This window comes from Niveispirillum sp. SYP-B3756 (genome assembly GCF_009495745.1).
In the GTDB taxonomy this organism is placed as follows: Bacteria; Pseudomonadota; Alphaproteobacteria; order Azospirillales; family Azospirillaceae; genus Niveispirillum.
The window spans coordinates 430,469-447,909 of the sequence record NZ_WIDQ01000004.1; the positions used below are offsets into that span (position 1 = coordinate 430,469).

Genomic DNA, 17,441 nt, shown 5'->3' on the forward strand with positions numbered 1-17,441 from the left:
CGGAGAATGAGCCGTAAACTGGTCGCCCTCGGCGTGGCCGCCGCTGCCATCGCCATCATTGCTTCGGCTTCACTGTTCACCGTCGACCAGACCCAGCAGGCGCTGGTGCTGCAGTTCGGTGAATGGAAGCGCACCATCAAGGAACCGGGCCTGCACGCCAAGATCCCCATGGTGCAGAATGTCGTGCTGGTGGATGCCCGCGTGCTGGATGTCGATCCGCCGGTCGAACAGGTGATCCTGGCCGATCAGAAGCGGCTGGAGGTGGATGCCTTTGCCCGTTACCGCATCACCGACCCGCTGCAGTTCTATCAGTCCGCCGGGTCGGAGCTGGTCGTTGAACAGCGGCTGGCCACGGTGGTGAATTCCGCCCTGCGCCGTGTGCTCGGCAATGTCACCCTGCTGGCCGTGCTGTCCAGCGAACGGCAGAAAGTGATGACCGACATCAAGGAACAGGTGAACCAGGAGGCGCGTCGTTTCGGTGTCGAAATTGTCGATGTCCGCATCCGCCGCGCCGATTTGCCGGAAGCCACCAGCCAGGCCGTCTATGACCGGATGCGGTCCGAACGCGACCGTGAGGCGCGGGAGGCCCGCGCCCAGGGTAACGAACAGGCCCAGCAGATCCGGTCGCGCGCAGAGCGTGAGCGGACGGTGATCCTGGCCGAAGCCCAGCGTGACAGCCAGGTTCTGCGCGGTGAAGGCGATAATCAAGCCATCCGCATCCTGGCCGAATCGGCTTCCAAGAACCCGGACTTCTACGCTTTCTATCGCTCGCTGGATGCCTATAAGGCGGCGTTGAAGGGCGATAACACCTCCCTGGTGCTGTCGCCGGACAGCGAGTTCTTCCGCTACTTCAACAGCGCCTCCGGTGCTGCGGGCGGACAGAAGCGCTAAGGGTTGCCAGGGGAGGCAGCACGCCTCCCCTGGTTCATTTCGGAACCGGTTTCAATCGTGAATGACTTTCTGACCGCCCTGGCGTTGGTTTTCGTGATCGAAGGGCTGCTTTACGCCGTCGCACCGGGGGCCATGCAGGACATGGCGCAGAAGGCCAGCCAGATGCCGGCTGCGGCCTTGCGCCGCTATGGGCTGATGGCAGCCTGCATCGGCGTGGCCGCCGTGGCCTTGATCAGGGCGTGAGCCCCGGACCTGTTATAATTTCCGGAAAATGACGGTCAGATTATTGGCCGGCATCTCATGCACAATGGGAGGCCCGAAGCCGTGCGTGGTGGCCAAGGCTGCCACGTCCCCCAGATCGCGCACGCCCCAGCGCGGGTCGCGGGCCTGCAGATCTGCATCAAAGGCGGCGTTGCTGTCGGCCGTGTGCCGGCCATCGCGCTTATAGGGGCCGTAAAGGATCAGCGGTGCGCCTGCGGGCAGAAGCCGCCCTGCCGCTGTGAACAGGCCGATGCCGGCCGCCCACGGGGCGATGTGGATCATGTTGATACAGAGCAGGGCCTGGAAGGGGGCGGTCGGCCACGCGGCCATATCCTGCGCATCAATGGCCAGTGGTGCTGGCAGGTCCAACCCTTCCGCCGCGGCCCAAGCCTGGATGCTGGCGCGGGCGTTGGCATCGGCATCGCTGGTCTGCCAGACCCAACCGGGCAGTCGGGGGGCCATGAACACGGCATGTTCCCCGCTGCCGCTGGCCACCTCCAACAGGCATCCGCCTGTGGCGGGCAGTTCCTGGCGCAGCACGGCCAGGATCGGTTCGCGGTTGCGCTGGGTGGCGGGGGCGTGGCGGCGGGCATCATCCATCATGCGTCACAAGTTAGGCGATGGCAGGTCTGCTGCCAAGCCCGGCTTGCCGGATGCAGAACGCATACCCATGTCTGATAGCAACAGAGAAACGCAGTGCGGTTGAGAATCCATTGCACAGGCCAACGCTGTGGTATGCCGCTACGGCACGGCTGAATGACGCGTTGGATTATAACGAACGTGTGGCGATAATCGGGATGCTGTGGCATGTCGTTTATGGAGATGGCGCGCTGCACCTCGTGTCAGGTTTAACGGAACAGGCCGGGACAGCAGCCCCGACCTGCCGGTACCGGACCGGCCGCGCGGGGTCGGAATTTGTGGGGACTATGGGGCGGGCGGGCCAAGGGCTTCAGGCTGTCGCCGCCACCGACGATGGAGAGTGCCTGTTATGCCGTATGTCGTCACCGAACTGTGCATCAAGTGCAAGTTCATGGATTGCGTCGAAGTCTGCCCCGTGGATTGCTTCTACGAGGGGGAGAACACGCTGGTCATCCATCCCGACGAATGTATCGACTGCGGCGTGTGCGAGCCGGAATGCCCTGCTGAGGCCATCATCCCCGATACCGAGCCGTCCGCGGAGAAGTGGTTGGGCATGAACCGCGATTATGCCGAGAAATGGCCCAACATCACCCGCAAGAAGACCGCGCCGGCCGATGCCGACGACTGGAAGGGTGTGCCGGACAAGTTTGCCAAATATTTCAGCCCCAATCCGGGCAAGTAATACCATCGGTCAAATTTTTGACCGATGGTACGGCGGCGACCGTCGCCGCGCAGCACGTGCCGCGTAGCCAAGTCGCCGGATGGCGACGCCGGCGATTGAGGGGCATGAAAACTTGACCAATGGTCATGATTTCATGCCATTGGTGTAAAGCCGAACAATCACCCGCATCCATGGCCCCCTTGTGGGGGCCTTTCCGTAAGGGGACTTGTCTCCCCTATGCGGTGTCTGCATGACCGACATAACCCGCTTTGCGTGGAACTTATGCTGAACAGGGGCCATAGCCCCTGTCATGCTTCCGTAACATCGTCTATATTGTCAGACGCGAGGAACGGCGCGCCGCCCTTGATGGGCCTTTATGTGCTGCCGTCCGGTTTCGCCTGAGCAGAAGTGACTGATACAATCCGCCCGTTCGCGCGGTCGGATGTGTCGTCTTTTTTGCGTGTTGAGTTTTGTTCCCGTGGCGCGCGCGTCCGTGCGGAAGATAGAGAGTCAACCGAGAATGTCCCAGAGCCTAGACTTCACCACCGGTGATCACGTTGTCTATCCCGCCCACGGGGTGGGTCAGATTATCGGGATTGAAACCCACAGCATTGGCGAGATGAGCGTGACGCTCTACGCCATCCAGTTCGAAAAGGAACGGATGACGCTGAAGGTTCCGGTGGCGAAGGCCAAGGCTTCCGGTCTGCGTCGCCTGTCCTCCAAGGACCGGATCAAGGCGGCCATGGAAACCCTGCAGGGCCCCAGCAAGATCAAGCGCATCATGTGGAGCCGCCGCGCCCAGGAATATGAGGCGAAGATCAATTCCGGCGATCCGGTTTCCATCGCTGAAGTGGTGCGCGATCTCTATCGCGGGGAAGATCAGTCCGATCAGTCCTATAGCGAGCGGCAGATTTATCATGCAGCCCTGGAGCGTCTGGCCCGTGAACTGGCCGTTGTCGAAAAGATCGACGAGCGCAAGGCCACGGAAAAGCTGGAAGCTGTGCTGAGCAAGGCGGCCTGATCGCCGTTTGCCGGCCGCCAGGACCGACGATGAAGGGCGTCCCTTTGGGGCGCCCTTTTTCATTCGGGAGCCCCCTGGTCGGGGTGAACCCACTATATGTCCTACACCAAGGTCCATTGGACGGGATATTTAGTGGGAAAGGGGACTGCCGATGTGGGAGACCCTTTTTTTGTGACGGTCGGGGCTTTACACTCTGGCCACCCTTCCCGATGGAGAGTGATCCTTCCCGGATGTCTGACCAGAAATTCGCCCTGCTTGGCCGCCCGCGCCGCATCTGGGCGGTCGGCGCCATCCATGGCGATGCCGGCCGGCTGGCGGCGTTGCATGAGGATATCGGCGCCCGCTTTCAGGCGGGCGACCGGCTGGTCTATCTGGGCAATATGGTGGGAAGGGGTGCGCTGGTGCGGGAAACCCTGGATGAGCTGCTCTATTTCCGCCGCCATGTGATGGCCAAGCCCAGCGTGCTGGCCAGCGATATCGTCTATCTGCGCGGCGGGCAGGAAGAGATGTGGCAGAAGCTGCTGCAACTTCAGTTCGCGCCCAACCCGCTGGATGTGCTGCATTGGATGATCGGGCAGGGGGTGGAGGCGACGCTGGCCGTCTATGGTGGCACGGCCGCCTATGGCATTGCCGCCGCCCGGGATGGCGCCGTCAGCCTGGCCCGCTGGACCAATGATCTGCGTGCTGCCATGCGCAATGCACCGGGTCATGGTGCCCTGTTCAGCGCCCTGCGCCGGGCTGCCTATACTTCCGATGCGCAGGGCCAGCCGACAGAGATGCTGTTCGTCAATGCCGGGCTGGATACGGCCAAGCCCCTGCACATGCAGGCGGATATTTTCTGGTGGGGCGGCAACAGTTTCCCCCGCATCGACCAGCCCTATGGCAGCGTTCGGCGCATCGTGCGCGGCTATGATCCCGCCCATGGGCAGGGGGGGGCGCACCTGACGGATTTCACCGCCAGCCTGGATGGGGGGGCTGGCTTTGGCGGCCGGCTGGTCTGTGGCTGCTTTGCCCCGGATGGCGCGTTGCTGGAGATGGTGGAGGCCTGACGCCCCCCTCAATCCGGCAGGCCGACATCGCGGCGCAGATGGGGGGAAAGGCCATGGCGATAGGTCTCCCCCTTCAGCAATTCCGCCAGGGTGCGGGCCAGGGACACCATCAGCGGCAGCAAGGCTGTACCGGCGGCACGGCAACCTGACAAAGGGTGGTCGGGACAGGCGCAGGGTGGCGCCATGCCCAAGATGTTCTTGGTCATCATGACATTTCCTTGGAAAGCAGGTAAGGATAGGTTGGCTCGTTGGTGCCAGTTTGGGACTGGTCAGCCCGGCTGACAAACGAGTAATCTAGCGGTCATGCAAAAGCCGATTTGATCCATGGGGTCTTGATGTCCGATCGCCGCCTGCCGCCCTTGAATGCCCTGCGCGCCTTTGCCTCGGCCGCCCGGTACCTCTCCTTCACCAAGGCGGCGGATGAGCTGGCGGTAACGCAGGCGGCGGTCAGCTATCAGGTGCGCCAGCTGGAAGAGCATATCGGGCGGGAGCTGTTCCGCCGCCTGACCCGCCGGCTGGAACTGACGCCGGCGGGGCTGGAGCTGCAGGCGGCGGTGGATGATGCGTTCGACCGCATCCGCAGCACCGTGGCCCGCCTGACAGAGGCAACAGAAAACAAGGTGCTGGCGGTGACCTGCATGTTCACCTTCGCCACCCAATGGCTGGTGCCGCGCCTGGGCCATTTCCAGTTGCTGTGGCCGGATCTGGCCGTGCGGCTGGATAGCTCGGTGCGGGTGGGCGATCTGGAAACGGAATTCGATATTGCCATCCGTGCCGGCTCCGGTCGCTGGCCGGGTGTGCGGGCAGAATGGCTGATGGATTTCACCCTGACCCCCGCCGTCAGCCCGCAAATGCTGGAGCGGGCGGGCGGTGTGCGGGAGGCGGCCGACCTGCTGCGCCTGCCCCTGCTGGATTGCCAGCACCCGGAAGATATCCTCTGGTGGCGGCAATGGTTCGCCCTGGCGGGGGTGAAGGTGGACAAGCTGCCGGGCGGCCCGCAATTCGATGTGCATGGGGTGACGGCACAGGCCGCCGCCATGGGGCAGGGGGTGGCGCTGGTCTGCCCAGCCCTGTTCGGGGCCGATATTGCGGCGGGCCGTCTGGTGCTGCCCTTCCCCGAGATCATGTACCGGACTGACCGGTTCTATTGGCTGGCCTGTTCGGAACGCCGCGCGGATGAGCCGAAGATCCGGGCCTTCCGCGACTGGATATTCTCTGAAATCAACGCCTGTGCCGGGCAATGCGGCCTGCCGCTGGAGCGCGCTTCACAGGCCGGATGACGCTCCCTGGGAGAATGTTTATCCTCCCAGGGAGCAATACCGCATCAGAAGCCGACGCGCAGGCCGGCACCCAGCGAATAATCCGGCTTGTCATCCACGTTGAACAGCGTGTTGCCGGAGACGTAGAGGGCGGCTTTGTCTGCCACCGCCACGGACAGGCCAAGGCCGACCCGCAGCCCGTTATTCTGCGGATCGGGCAGAATGGCGGTGTTGCGGCCCAGCGGGCTGTTGCGCCGGTTAGACAGCACGGTGGTGTAGGTCTGGCCCTCGTCCCGGATCAGGTCTTCCTGATAGCTGACCCGCAGTTCCGGCACGATCAGGCGCCCACCGCCCATATCCAGGCTGGTGGAGATCTGGCCGCCGACATTGAACAGCAATTGCTGTTCGGCCAGCTTGGGATGATCCAGGTTCAGGTGCAGCGCACCGGCTTCCTTCCAGGCATCCAGCTCCACCCGGTTATAGTTGAAGCTGACAATCGGGCCATAGCGCAGGCTGCCGGCCGTCTCGACAGAACCAAACTCCACCCCGACATGATGGCCCTTGCCCTCCGTTTCGCCGGTGGCGCGCAGGTTGTAGGCGAAGGTATTGCGGCTGATATCATCCAGCGACAGGTCGCTGTAATGATAGCTGGCATCGGCATAGAACCCGCCCGGCAGCGCCAGGCTGGCATAGGGGCCGACCGCCCAGACCGTGGCCTTGCCCCCGCCCAGATTGCCGAACTTGCCATCGCTATGGGCGTAATTGACGGCCAGACCGACGCGCAGCGTGTCGGAAACGGCATAGTCACCGGCAATGCCGCTGGACCAGCTTTCCGGCTTGGACAGGCGCTTGGCATCGCCATCATCGCGGGCAAAGACCGACCAGTTGCCGCCGGCCGACAGTTCGAAGCTCCCCTCGGCGCGTTTGGCCAGGCCGGCGCGGATGGCCTGGGTGCGGCCGGTCAGATCGCTGGTGGCGGCATCATTGGCGGCCAGCGCCGTTTCCCCCAGCGCCTGGCCGATGGCCGGACCGGTCAAGGCCTGGCTTTCGCTGGCCAGCGGATCAACATAGGTGGGCAGGGTCAGGCGATAGGCCAGCAGCATCGTGTCATTTTCGACGCCGGAAGCGTCCTTGTAGGGCTGGCCGACCTGGAAGCCGTTCTGGGTGACGAAGTCATTATCATTGCCGACGAACAGGAAGAAATCATCCAGTCGGGCAGCGTCCAGGGCCGGCACCAAGGACAGCGCTTCCCACTTTTCCGACAGACACTGGGTGCGGCAATTGCCATTGTTCTTGGCGCCATTGACCAGACCGAACTTGGCCAACTGGGTAGCGTCGTTGATATCCACAAAGCTGGCAAACTGCACCGGCTTGATATCGGCGACCAGCACGCCCTTGGGCGCGATGGAGGTGCCATTATCATAGGCGGTGCCGGCAATGTTGGATGCGCCGGTAATATCCAGCAGATCGATGCGGCGATAGAGGCTGGTCGGGCTGCTGTTGGGCGTGGCCCCACTGCCATAGCCATTGCCATCACGGGACAGCAGCAGGAACTGCGTATTGTTCAACGCCAGCAGTTCCGACTGTGCCGCGACGCGGTTCAGGGTACCGTTGGGGTTGCCGTCTTTATTATACATCGGCAGCTGAATGACATATTCGCCTTTCAGGACCGGGCTTGCGCTGTTGGAGACATCATAGGCCAGCAGGCGGGTGTTGCGGCGGGTGCTGCTGGTGCTTTTGATATCCAGATCCTGCACGGCGGCCGATTGCAGGGCCACCCATAACGTCTTGCCATCCGGCGACATGGAGAGCCCTTCCAGGCCCTGGTTGTTCTGGCGACCACGGGTCGGGTTGACAGGATTGGATTCCGCCGCCCCGAAATTCAGTGCGCCATTGCGCTGTGGCAGCAGGCTGTTGGGCGGTGCGATGGCGGAGATCAGTTTGCCGTCGCCGGTGAAGTGATAAATATAGGGGCCATATTCATCGCTGACCCAGATGCTGCCGTCCGACACGCGCACGAACCCTTCCGGGTCCAGCGCCAGACTGCCGATGCCCGTCAGCGGCAGGTTGGGCTTTCCGTTGGCGGCGGGGCGATAGGTCAGGCCGGTGCCGGTGGAGGCCGGGTCCAGCCCGCTGAAGGGTGTGCCCTTGTCGTCGGTGAACAGGACCGTATCCTTCAGAGACAGGCCGATCTGGTTCTGCTGGGCGCTGCCGGCGGGCAGGCTGGCCGTGCCGCTATAGGGGTTGAAGCTGAGCGACACCACATTGTAGCGCGGGATGTAATTTGTGGTGTCGGCCACATTGTAGCCACGGTCGGGCAGGGTATAGAGCGTGCCGGAATAGGAGCCATCGGCATTGCGCCGCCAGCTATGCAGGTCAATCTGCATGGCCGACACGGAACCGAACGTCTCCCCGAACTTGTCCCGCAGGGAGGCGGAAAGGCGCCCCACGCCCTGCAGCCCCTGGTTCGTGAAGCTGGTGCCATTCAGCGTGACCGTACTGGCTGACTGGGCGAAGGCAGGCAGCGTAACGACAGACAGCGCGCTGGCCAGCAGCGCGCTGCGGATGGAAATCTTCATGATGGGCTCCCAAACTTTATGTTTAAAGTTCAGGGGCTCATATCAGTTGGATATGATATTTTTGTTGCAGTTGATGTGAAGCATTTATTTCAAATGCTGATTTTACCGCACCTGCGATAAATATTCCCCGGCACCTCCGGGGCTCAGAACCGCAGTTTGGTTGAGAATTTCAGGGCGGTGCCCTGTTCTTCGTGCCATTTTACTTCGGCATTCAACCGCATATTGGCCACGCGGATAACCGGGACAGGTGCTTCCAGCCCGACACTGCCGCCGGTGCCGGCCAATTGGGCCTTCATGGCGGAAATGCCGGTCATATTGGCGATCAGGCTGCCGGCCATCGGCCGATATTCCATGCCGAGCGTGGAATAGGGCTGGTGCCCCAGATCGGCCACACCAGCAGTCAGGCGCCAGCCGGTCTGCCCGGTGGCGCAGGCACTGCCCCAACTGCCCTGAACGGTGCCCTTGACATTGCCAAAGCCACCGGCCACATCGCCGGAAACGCTGTTGGGCAGTACATCCACCCCGCAATCACGGCTGAACCGGATGGACTGGCGGATTTCTTCCGTGCCCAACCGCATACCCAACTTGGAATTCAACCCCATGGCGGAAAGCTGGGCGTCGGCCTTCAGCCCGGCTGCCTGATAGGCGCGCGGGTCGGCTGCCAGTTGGATCGGGCTGGGGCTGTTCACCGACGGCCGGTCGCCGGTGATTTTGGCCATGATGCCTTCATAGATCTTGCCAGCCCATTGCCCGAGCGTGGCGGCCATGGCCTTGCGGGCATCTTCCTGCTTTTCTGTTGTCGGGGCATCAGCCAGGGCAGCGGGGTAACCCAGGGCGGCGGCATCCGGGCTCTGGTAAACGCTGTTGGGTGCTTCGATCTGGTTGAAACGGACCAGGAAAACATCGGTGGGTTTGGCGGCGGGCTTGGTTTCCTCTGCGATCGCGGCCGGCAGGGTCAGGAAAAGCGGCAGCAGGGCAATGGCTTTGATTGGTATCTTCATCGCTCTGCCCTTCCTCCATCATCCGTCATGCGGCACCTGCGAAGGGATCGCCCGGTGCTGGCCATATCCGCCCCCTTTCCCGGCTTTCCGGGTGGGGTGGACGGTGCCGGCGCATTGCGGCATCCCCATGGCAGGAACAGGGTCGTTCGCTTTCTTTCATCGGTCAAGCTGATTTCGCCCCAGAGCATTTCCTTTGTCGCGGTAGTGGGGGTGGCGGCGTTACCGGCCGCGCGTGAGCGCTATCCGGCGGGTGTCGCAAACGGTTGCGATGCCGGATTGGGATTTTGCTGCAACGCCTGTGCCCCAGGGGTCACGGTGACGGGCGCCGAGCTGGATATATAATTGGTTCTAAATTGGTTATTATTTCTGATTTGGAAATTCAGATTCTCTGTTTATACCAGCGGTACGAAATCATGACCGCTGGTCACGCTGCTGGACATGAAAAAGGGGGCGGCACATGTGCTGTGCCGCCCCCCGTTCCATTTCCCGCCCCTTAGTTGGCGGTCAAGCCGTCAATTGTCGCCCATCTTCAAGGCGGCGATGAAGGCGCTCTGCGGAATTTCCACCTCGCCGAACTGGCGCATCCGCTTCTTGCCTTCCTTCTGCTTGTCCAACAGCTTGCGCTTGCGGCTGATATCGCCGCCATAGCACTTGGCCAGCACGTCCTTGCGCATGGCGGCGATGGTCTCACGCGCCACGACCTTGCCACCGATGGCGGCCTGGATGGGGATCTTGAACAGGTGGCGGGGGATCAGTTCCTTCAACCGCTCGCACAGCTGCCGCCCGCGATATTCCGCCTGGCTGCGGTGAACGATCATCGACAGGGCGTCCACCGGCTCGGCATTGACCAGGATGGACATCTTGACCAGATCGCCTTCGCGGTATTCTTCCAGCTGATAATCGAAGCTGGCATAGCCACGGCTGATGCTCTTCAGCCGGTCGTAGAAATCGAACACCACTTCGTTCAGCGGCAATTCATAGACGATCATCGCCCGGCCGCCGACATAGGTCAGATCCTTCTGCACACCGCGCCGTTCGGTGCAGAGCTGCAGCACGCCGCCCAGATATTCATCGGGCAGCATGATGGTGGCCTTGATCCAGGGCTCCTCAATATGATCGATCCGCACCACATCCGGCATGTCGGCCGGGTTGTGCATTTCAATCACTTCGCCATTGGTCATGTGCATCTTGTACACCACCGACGGGGCGGTGGTGATCAGGTCCAGGTCGAATTCGCGTTCCAGCCGTTCCTGGATAATCTCCAGGTGCAACAGGCCCAGGAAGCCGCAGCGGAAGCCAAAGCCCAGTGCGGCGGAGCTTTCGGTTTCATACTGGAAGCTGGCATCGTTCAGGGCCAGCTTGCCCAGGCTGTCGCGCAGATGCTCAAACTCCGCCGCATCGGCGGGGAACAGGCCGCAGAACACCACGGGGATGGAGGGCTTGAAGCCGGCCAGGGCGGTGGGCGCCAGCCGGCGCTCCTCCGTGATGGTGTCACCCACCTTGGTGTCGCGGATATCCTTGATGGCGGCGGTGATGAAGCCCATCTCCCCCGGCCCCAGCTTTTCCAGGGCGATCTTTTTCGGCGTGAAGATACCCACGCGGTCCAGTTCGCGGGTGGCACCGGTGGCCATGAAGCGCACCTTCTGGCCCAGCTTCAATTCACCATTCACCACGCGCACCAGGATGATGACGCCCAGATAGGCATCGTACCAGCTATCCACGATCAGCGCCTGCAACGGCGCGTCACGGTCGCCCTTGGGCGGGGGCAGGCGGGTGACGATGGCTTCCAGCACGCCTTCGATATTCAGGCCGGTCTTGGCCGAAATCTCCACCGCGTCAGACGCATCCAGGCCGATCACATCCTCAATCTGCGTCTTCACGCGCGGCACGTCGGCGGCGGGCAGATCGACCTTGTTGAGGACGGGCACGATTTCGTGATTGGCGTCCAATGCCTGATAGACATTGGCCAGGGTCTGCGCCTCCACACCCTGGGAGGCGTCCACCACCAGAAGGGAGCCTTCGCAAGCGGCCAGCGACCGGCTGACCTCATAGGCGAAGTCGACATGGCCCGGCGTGTCCATCAGGTTCAACTGATAGGTCTCGCCATCCTTGGCCTTATATTCCAGGCGCACGGTCTGCGCCTTAATGGTGATGCCGCGCTCCCGCTCGATATCCATATTGTCGAGCAGTTGGGCCTTCATGTCCCGCGCCTCAATGGCGCCACAGAATTCAATCAGCCGGTCGGCCAGCGTCGACTTGCCATGGTCGATATGGGCGATGATGGAGAAATTGCGGATTTTCGACAGGTCGGTCATGGACTCGTACGGGCCAGCATACAGGGTTGGCGGGGAAGATAGGGGGGAAGCGGCCATCTGGCAATGATTGCCGTGATCAGCGCCGGGCAGGGGTGCTGTGCGGCGGGTTGGGGGATAGGGCCGCATACGGGTGGATGCACGTATAACGAGATTTTGTATATTAACTGCAGTTTTTTTGGATATATCTTAAAGGGAGAAAACAAACAGGGTCGGTCTCCGGTGGTGGGTTCGGATGGCTGTGGAATTCAGATCAATTCCCGCTTTGTCGGGTCAGGCGCAATCAATCCCCCTTGGGTTGAACAACCGGGGCTGGGCACCGGTGACGGGTTTCATTGCGGTGTCGGTGGCGGTGGCGCTGGTTTATGCCAACATTGCCGCCTATGCCCGCAAGGAACGTGTTTCCGGCTATCTCGCCCCGCGGGAGGGCATGGCTAGGGTGGCGGCCCCGCAGCCCGGTATCCTGACGCATCTCTATGTAAAAAATGGCGATGTGGTGAAGGAGGGGGACCCCCTGTTCATCCTGGATACCAGCCACGCCCTGGCCGGTGGCGGCACCTTGGATGAGGCGGTGGCGGCGGGCCTGCGCCGGCAACTGGCCCTGTTGGATGAACAGATCGCGGCCGAATCGCAACGGGTGCGGTCGGAGATGGAGCGGCTGGACAGCCGCGTGGCAGGGCTGGCGCAACAGCGCGTCAGCCTGGACATGCAGCGCCAGTTTCAGGTGCAGCGGGCGGCGGTGACAGAGGAGCGGTTGAAGTCACTGTCGGAACTGCGCGGCAAGGGCTATGTCTCCGAGGCGGAATATCGCGCGCGGGAGGAGGCATGGTTGAGCCAGCGTCAGAACCTTGCCGCCATTGAACAGAATATCACCGCCCTGTCGGCGGAACTGGCCCAGGCCCGGATCGAGCGGGAACGGGTGCCGCTGGATAGTGCCGACCGGCTCTCTCGCCTGTCGGCCAGTCAGGCGGAGTTACGCCAGCGGCTGGCGGAAACAGATGCCCAGCGGGGCCGGGTTGCCCATGCCAGCATGGCCGGGCGGGTGATGTCCTTGCAGGCCGGGGTGGGCCAGCGCCTGGACCCGGCAAAGCCGGTGCTGGCTTTGTTGAAGGATGGCAGCGAGCTGCAGGCCGAACTCTATGTGCCCAGCCGGGCCATCGGGTTCGTCAAGCCGGGGCAACAGGTCAGGTTGATGTATGACGCCTTTCCGTACCAGCATTTTGGAACCTTCGGCGGGACGGTGGAAAGCGTGTCGCAGGCAATGTCGATGCCGCAGGAGGTCAATGGGCCAATACAGCCGAAAGAGCCAAGTTATCGAGTTACTGTTAATTTAGAATCAGAAAACAAAAATGGAAATTCACTGAAATCTAATCTTAATCCAGAAATGACTTTAAACTCTGATATTATTTTAGAAAGAATAAACATTGTAAGTTTTATAGTAAATAGATTTATATCATACAATTATGGCGTGCAAAAATTTTAATTTGTCAATTTTTTAAAATTGACGATCCGAAATCAAACTTATTGGAGGTCTTGATGCAGGAGCTTGAATTCGACGATATGGAAGACGTAAATGGTGGATTGCTTCTGGCGATTCCAATTATAATTGCAATGGAGTATGGGGCTACAGGTGTTGCCGCTTACGCTGGATTTGTATTCGACGCTGGCGTTACAGCTGCTGCTTTTCTGAATGGATGAGAGGAGTAAATGGGAATGAGTGCAAGCATTTCTGAGATTTCACTTGAGGAAATGGACGATGTCTCTGGTGGAGCATTGTTTATTATGCCGCTTGCGATTGCCTTCTTCCAAGGTTCTGCTGCCGGCGCTACTACGGTTGGTTTGATAGCTGCCACTGGAGATGCGTTGGGATATTGGGACGTATTCTGATTTTGCGCCTCGAAACTGATTTTCTTTTTCAGGATCTTGCTATTTTTCTGTGTTCGTTCTCATTTTATGAGGGCGAACACCAAGATATTGAAATAGAAAAGGTTTTTGGCCAAATTCTCTGAACTCCGGTAGATGGATCATTATAATGATCCATCTACCATGCTTTAAATATAGGAGAAAAAATGTTTAACACTTTAAAAAAATGGTATGAGAAACAATCCAAGGAGGCTCTTGAAAGCGGAGACAATTTAGCAGTTTTTAATAAATATCAATATTACCCCTTTTCGATTTTTATTAATTTTATATCTATTTTTTGTAATTTAGTTTTATTTTTAAAATTTTTTTCTGAACATAATATTTGGTCATTATTTTTTGTTTTCGGTTTTATTTGTGGATTATATTTTCATTTCATGAGAAAGAATGATAAATATAAAATGTACATTCTTTATCCATCTTCGTCATTATTTCTTATTGGTTGCATTTTTAGTTACTCAAGCAAGGGTGCATCTGTAGCCCTTGTAATTATTACCTTATCCTTGTTTTTTATTATTTTAAGCAAAAATACAAATAATTGACCGTATATCTCTAATATGTTGACAACACTAATCGCTGGAACTCGGCGTTGCTTATCCAATCCGAAGCCTCCGAATGCGGCCTCGCCTGTCTCGCCATGGTGGCCAGCCACCATGGTCATGAGATCGATTTGCCCGCCCTGCGCCGCCGCTTCTCCGTCTCCCTGAAAGGGACGACGATGAAGAGCATTGTGCTGATGGCCCAGAAAATGGGCCTCAGCGGGCGGGGGCTGCGGCTGGAGCCAGCGCAGGTGAAGAAGCTGAAACTGCCCTGCATCCTGCATTGGGACATGAACCATTTCGTGGTTCTCGCCGCCGTGCAGGGCGACAAGGTCACCATTCTGGACCCGGCCAAGGGCCGGCGGCGGATGGGCTTGGCGGAACTGGCGCAGCATTTCACCGGCGTGGCGCTGGAACTGACCCCAACATCGGCGTTTGAGAAACGCAAGGAACGCACACACCTGCCGCTGACCAGCCTCTGGGGCCGGATCGCCGGCATGAAAACCGCCCTGGCCCAGGCGCTGGTGCTGTCTGTCGTGCTGCAGCTTTTCGTCGTGGCCAGCCCCTTCTATATGCAGATCGCCGTGGATGAGGCGGTGGTGAAGGGTGATGGGGAGTTGCTGTGGGCGCTGGCCATCGGCTTTGGCCTGTTCACCCTGATCAAGCTGGTGGCGGAATGGCTGCGCGGGCGGGTGCTGTTGGTGCTGGGCGGTCTGGTCAACCATCAGATGGTGACAAACCTGTTCCACCATCTGCTGCGCCTGCCATTGGGCTGGTTTGAAAAACGCCATATCGGCGATCTGGTCAGCCGTTTTGGCTCCACCAAGCCCATCCGCGACCTGATCACCAATGGCTTGGTGGCGGCCCTGGTGGATGGGGTGATGGCCATCATCACCCTGGTGATGATCTTCTTCTATTCGGTGAAACTGGCCATCATCGTGCTGGTGGCGCTGGCGCTTTATGTCGTGCTGCGCCTCATCTCCTTCCACCTGCTGCGCCAGCGGGAGGAGGAGGTGATTGCCGCCAGCGCCAAGGAACAATCCAGCTTCATTGAAAGTGCCCGTGCCATCCAGACCATCAAGGTCTTCGGCCAGGAAAGCGCCCGGGAGGAGCTGTGGCAGAACCGCTATGCCGATACCATCATGCGCACGCTGGGGCTGGGCCAGTTGAACCTGAATTTCAGCAGTGCCAACGGCCTGATCTATGGGCTGGAAAATATTGTCACCATCTATATCGGCGCCACGCTGGCGATGGAAAACCAGATCACCGTCGGGATGCTCTATGCCTTCATGAGCTATAAGGGCCAGTTCCTGGACAAGGCGACCAAGCTGCTGGAAACCGCCATCCAGTACCGGATGCTGGATCTGCATCTGGACCGCATTGCCGATATCGCCCTGTCGCCCCGGGAAAAGGGGCTGGAGGGCGGGCCGGAACCCTTGATCCCGCATGTGCTGCAAGGTGGGATCAGCCTGCGCGGCGTCACCTATCGCTATGCCGAAACGGAACCGGATGTGCTGTGCGGCATTGATCTGGACGTGGCACCGGGGGAATTCATCGCCATTACCGGTGCCTCTGGCGGCGGCAAGACCACCTTACTGAAGGTGATGCTGGGGCTGTTCCCGCCGGCGGCGGGGGAAATCTGTTTTGATGGGGTGCCGGCGGACCATATCGGCCCCACCGCGCTGCGCGCCCAGATGGGGGTGGTGATGCAGGATGATCAACTGCTCTCCGGCTCCCTGGCGGAGAATATCACCTTCTTCGACCCCACGCCCGATCTGCCGCTGATGCGCCAATGCGCCGCCATTGCCGGCATTGATGCCGACATCATGGCCATGCCGATGAATTACAATACGCTGGTGGGTGATATGGGGGCGGCGCTGTCCGGCGGGCAACGCCAGCGGGTGCTGCTGGCCCGCGCGCTCTATCGCCGCCCGCGCATCCTGTTCATGGATGAAGGCACCAGCCATCTGGATGTGGAGAAGGAGCGGGAGGTGAACCACCATATCGCCCAACTGGGCATCACCCGCATCACCATCGCGCACCGCCCGGAAACCATCGCGGCGGCCGGGCGGGTGCTGGCTTTGGTCGGGGGGCGTCTGCTGCCGGTACAGCGGCCGGTGACGGTGGCGGCAGCGGTCCCGTCCGGTGGGATCGCAGCAGAATAGGGGGAGGGGTAAAATGGATCGAAGAGCTCTTTTCATCCTGCTATGCGCGCTGCTGCTGGTGCCGACGGGGGCGGCCCTTGCCGGTGGTTCCTCGCCCCCCAGCTTGCCTGATCCGTTGGCGGACCTGCCGGCGATGGAAACGGAAATTGTTGTTGAAGGGCTTTGTGGATGGGGCGCTGGCCGACGCTGGCCGGATGGAACAGATCCCCCGTTGGCACCGCCCGCTTTGCGTTTCCCCGCGTGGCTTCTTTCCCGATCAGGCGGAAAAACTGGGGGCCCGTATCCAGGCGGCGGCGCAATTGGCGGGGCTAGGCGAACCGAAGCCCGGATGCAAACCCAATGTCGCCATCCTGCTGACCGATGACCCGGATGCGCTGATCACACGGATGTTGAAGGACTATCCGGCCATCTTCGCGCCTGAACGACCCTCTGCCGTGCGCAAAGCCCTGTCGCGCCCGCGTGATGCCAGCGGGGCTGTACGTGTCTGGTACAGGATTACGCGTGCCAGTGCCGATGGTGCAGCACTGGATGCCACCCGTGTCGGGGCCTACAGCGTTACCGAGTCACAGCGGCCCGGTGCCTCTCGACTTTCCAGGATGACGCGGCTGGAACTGGGCCGTGTCATCATCGTGATGGACCACCGGAAATTGCCGGGCCACGGGCTGGATGCCGTGGGCGACCATCTGGCCATGCTGTCGCTGGGCCCGTTTGACAGCGATGTGGCAACTAGCCTGCCGACCATCCTGAACTTGTTTTTGCCGGCGGCAGACGCAAACCGACCGGATGCGCTGACCGATTGGGATCGTTCCTTGTTGCAGGAACTCTACCTCGCCCCCGCCGATGTTGCCGCCGGTCGCCAGCGCCGGGCCATTGCCCGGCGTTTGGCAACCGGTGGGGAGGAATAAGCGGCTATCCCTACTTTCCCTCCCATTTCAGCGTCGCTTTTGTTTTTCAGGTAAATTGGAGAGAAAAATGAATCACATTACAGCTCAAAGCGATAATCGAAAGTTGTACGTAAGCATATTATTGGGATTTTTATTTGTGGCATCAATGTATCTTGGATACTTTTTCGGAAAAGATTTTGCCCTTAACGAAAGAAGCCGGGTGGAGGCACAGCGGCCGGTATCAGCCGCTGCGCCGTAAT

The 17,441-nt window shown here is 60.3% G+C and carries 17 protein-coding genes; 12 read left to right on the plus strand and 5 right to left on the minus strand.

Annotated features, from left to right (window positions below):
* The first annotated feature begins 6 nt into the window (after nt 1-6).
* Both hflC and GE253_RS11865 read left to right on the plus strand, forming a co-directional pair.
* Nucleotides 7-891 (plus strand): protease modulator HflC, encoded by an 885-nt coding sequence (gene hflC / locus GE253_RS11860; RefSeq protein ID WP_153204320.1) that lies wholly within the window; start codon nt 7-9, stop codon nt 889-891.
* Between the two features lie 57 nt (nt 892-948).
* On the plus strand, nt 949-1,134 hold the full coding sequence (locus tag GE253_RS11865; protein WP_348770832.1) for a DUF2065 domain-containing protein: 186 nt from the start codon (nt 949-951) through the stop codon (nt 1,132-1,134).
* 12 nt (nt 1,135-1,146) lie between these two features.
* On the opposite strand, the gene GE253_RS11870 is transcribed toward GE253_RS11865, so the two are convergent.
* Entirely contained in the window at nt 1,147-1,755 is a 609-nt protein-coding gene (locus GE253_RS11870) for a DUF938 domain-containing protein (protein ID WP_153204322.1), read from the minus strand.
* Nucleotides 1,756-2,140: 385 nt separating this feature from the next.
* On the opposite strand from GE253_RS11870, the gene fdxA reads away from it, so the two are divergent.
* The 3 genes from fdxA (at nt 2,141) to GE253_RS11890 (ending at nt 4,522) form a co-directional block, all read left to right on the plus strand.
* The gene (gene fdxA / locus GE253_RS11880) at nt 2,141-2,473 is read left to right on the plus strand and encodes a ferredoxin FdxA (protein WP_153204323.1); all 333 of its coding nucleotides are present in this window, start codon (nt 2,141-2,143) and stop codon (nt 2,471-2,473) included.
* A gap of 499 nt (nt 2,474-2,972) precedes the next feature.
* Nucleotides 2,973-3,473: a CarD family transcriptional regulator gene (locus tag GE253_RS11885; RefSeq protein WP_089286258.1), complete on the plus strand. Its 501-nt coding sequence runs from the start codon at nt 2,973-2,975 to the stop codon at nt 3,471-3,473.
* 230 nt (nt 3,474-3,703) lie between these two features.
* The gene (locus GE253_RS11890) at nt 3,704-4,522 is read left to right on the plus strand and encodes a hypothetical protein (RefSeq protein ID WP_153204324.1); all 819 of its coding nucleotides are present in this window, start codon (nt 3,704-3,706) and stop codon (nt 4,520-4,522) included.
* A gap of 8 nt (nt 4,523-4,530) precedes the next feature.
* Here GE253_RS11890 and GE253_RS11895 read toward each other — a convergent pair whose 3' ends face one another.
* Complete coding sequence (locus tag GE253_RS11895; protein WP_153204325.1) at nt 4,531-4,731, minus strand: hypothetical protein; 201 nt, start codon at nt 4,729-4,731, stop codon at nt 4,531-4,533.
* A 126-nt stretch (nt 4,732-4,857) separates the two neighbouring features.
* Here GE253_RS11895 and gcvA point away from each other — a divergent pair, with 126 nt between their 5' ends.
* Nucleotides 4,858-5,802, plus strand: a complete 945-nt coding sequence (gene gcvA, locus GE253_RS11900; RefSeq protein ID WP_153204326.1) for a transcriptional regulator GcvA — start codon at nt 4,858-4,860, stop codon at nt 5,800-5,802.
* A gap of 44 nt (nt 5,803-5,846) precedes the next feature.
* On the opposite strand, the gene GE253_RS11905 is transcribed toward gcvA, so the two are convergent.
* The 3 genes from GE253_RS11905 to lepA form a co-directional block, all read right to left on the minus strand.
* Nucleotides 5,847-8,360: an esterase-like activity of phytase family protein gene (locus GE253_RS11905; protein WP_153204327.1), complete on the minus strand. Its 2,514-nt coding sequence runs from the start codon at nt 8,358-8,360 to the stop codon at nt 5,847-5,849.
* 143 nt (nt 8,361-8,503) lie between these two features.
* Nucleotides 8,504-9,361, minus strand: coding sequence for a hypothetical protein (locus GE253_RS11910; RefSeq protein WP_153204328.1), 858 nt, complete (start codon nt 9,359-9,361; stop codon nt 8,504-8,506).
* Nucleotides 9,362-9,873: 512 nt separating this feature from the next.
* Complete coding sequence (gene lepA / locus GE253_RS11915; protein ID WP_089286265.1) at nt 9,874-11,676, minus strand: translation elongation factor 4; 1,803 nt, start codon at nt 11,674-11,676, stop codon at nt 9,874-9,876.
* 232 nt (nt 11,677-11,908) lie between these two features.
* Between lepA and GE253_RS11920 the strand changes: the two genes are divergently transcribed.
* From GE253_RS11920 to GE253_RS11945, 6 genes are all read left to right on the plus strand, one after another.
* On the plus strand, nt 11,909-13,156 hold the full coding sequence (locus GE253_RS11920) for an HlyD family efflux transporter periplasmic adaptor subunit (RefSeq protein WP_153204329.1): 1,248 nt from the start codon (nt 11,909-11,911) through the stop codon (nt 13,154-13,156).
* A gap of 53 nt (nt 13,157-13,209) precedes the next feature.
* Nucleotides 13,210-13,371: a hypothetical protein gene (locus GE253_RS11925; RefSeq protein WP_153204330.1), complete on the plus strand. Its 162-nt coding sequence runs from the start codon at nt 13,210-13,212 to the stop codon at nt 13,369-13,371.
* 15 nt (nt 13,372-13,386) lie between these two features.
* The gene (locus GE253_RS11930; protein WP_153204331.1) at nt 13,387-13,560 is read left to right on the plus strand and encodes a hypothetical protein; all 174 of its coding nucleotides are present in this window, start codon (nt 13,387-13,389) and stop codon (nt 13,558-13,560) included.
* 182 nt (nt 13,561-13,742) lie between these two features.
* A complete protein-coding gene (locus GE253_RS11935; RefSeq protein ID WP_153204332.1) occupies nt 13,743-14,135 on the plus strand; it encodes a hypothetical protein in 393 nt (130 codons plus the stop codon).
* A 47-nt stretch (nt 14,136-14,182) separates the two neighbouring features.
* A complete protein-coding gene (locus GE253_RS11940; protein WP_247878608.1) occupies nt 14,183-16,297 on the plus strand; it encodes a peptidase domain-containing ABC transporter in 2,115 nt (704 codons plus the stop codon).
* A 152-nt stretch (nt 16,298-16,449) separates the two neighbouring features.
* Nucleotides 16,450-17,202, plus strand: a complete 753-nt coding sequence (locus GE253_RS11945) for a hypothetical protein (protein ID WP_153204333.1) — start codon at nt 16,450-16,452, stop codon at nt 17,200-17,202.
* The last annotated feature ends 239 nt before the right edge of the window (nt 17,203-17,441 follow it).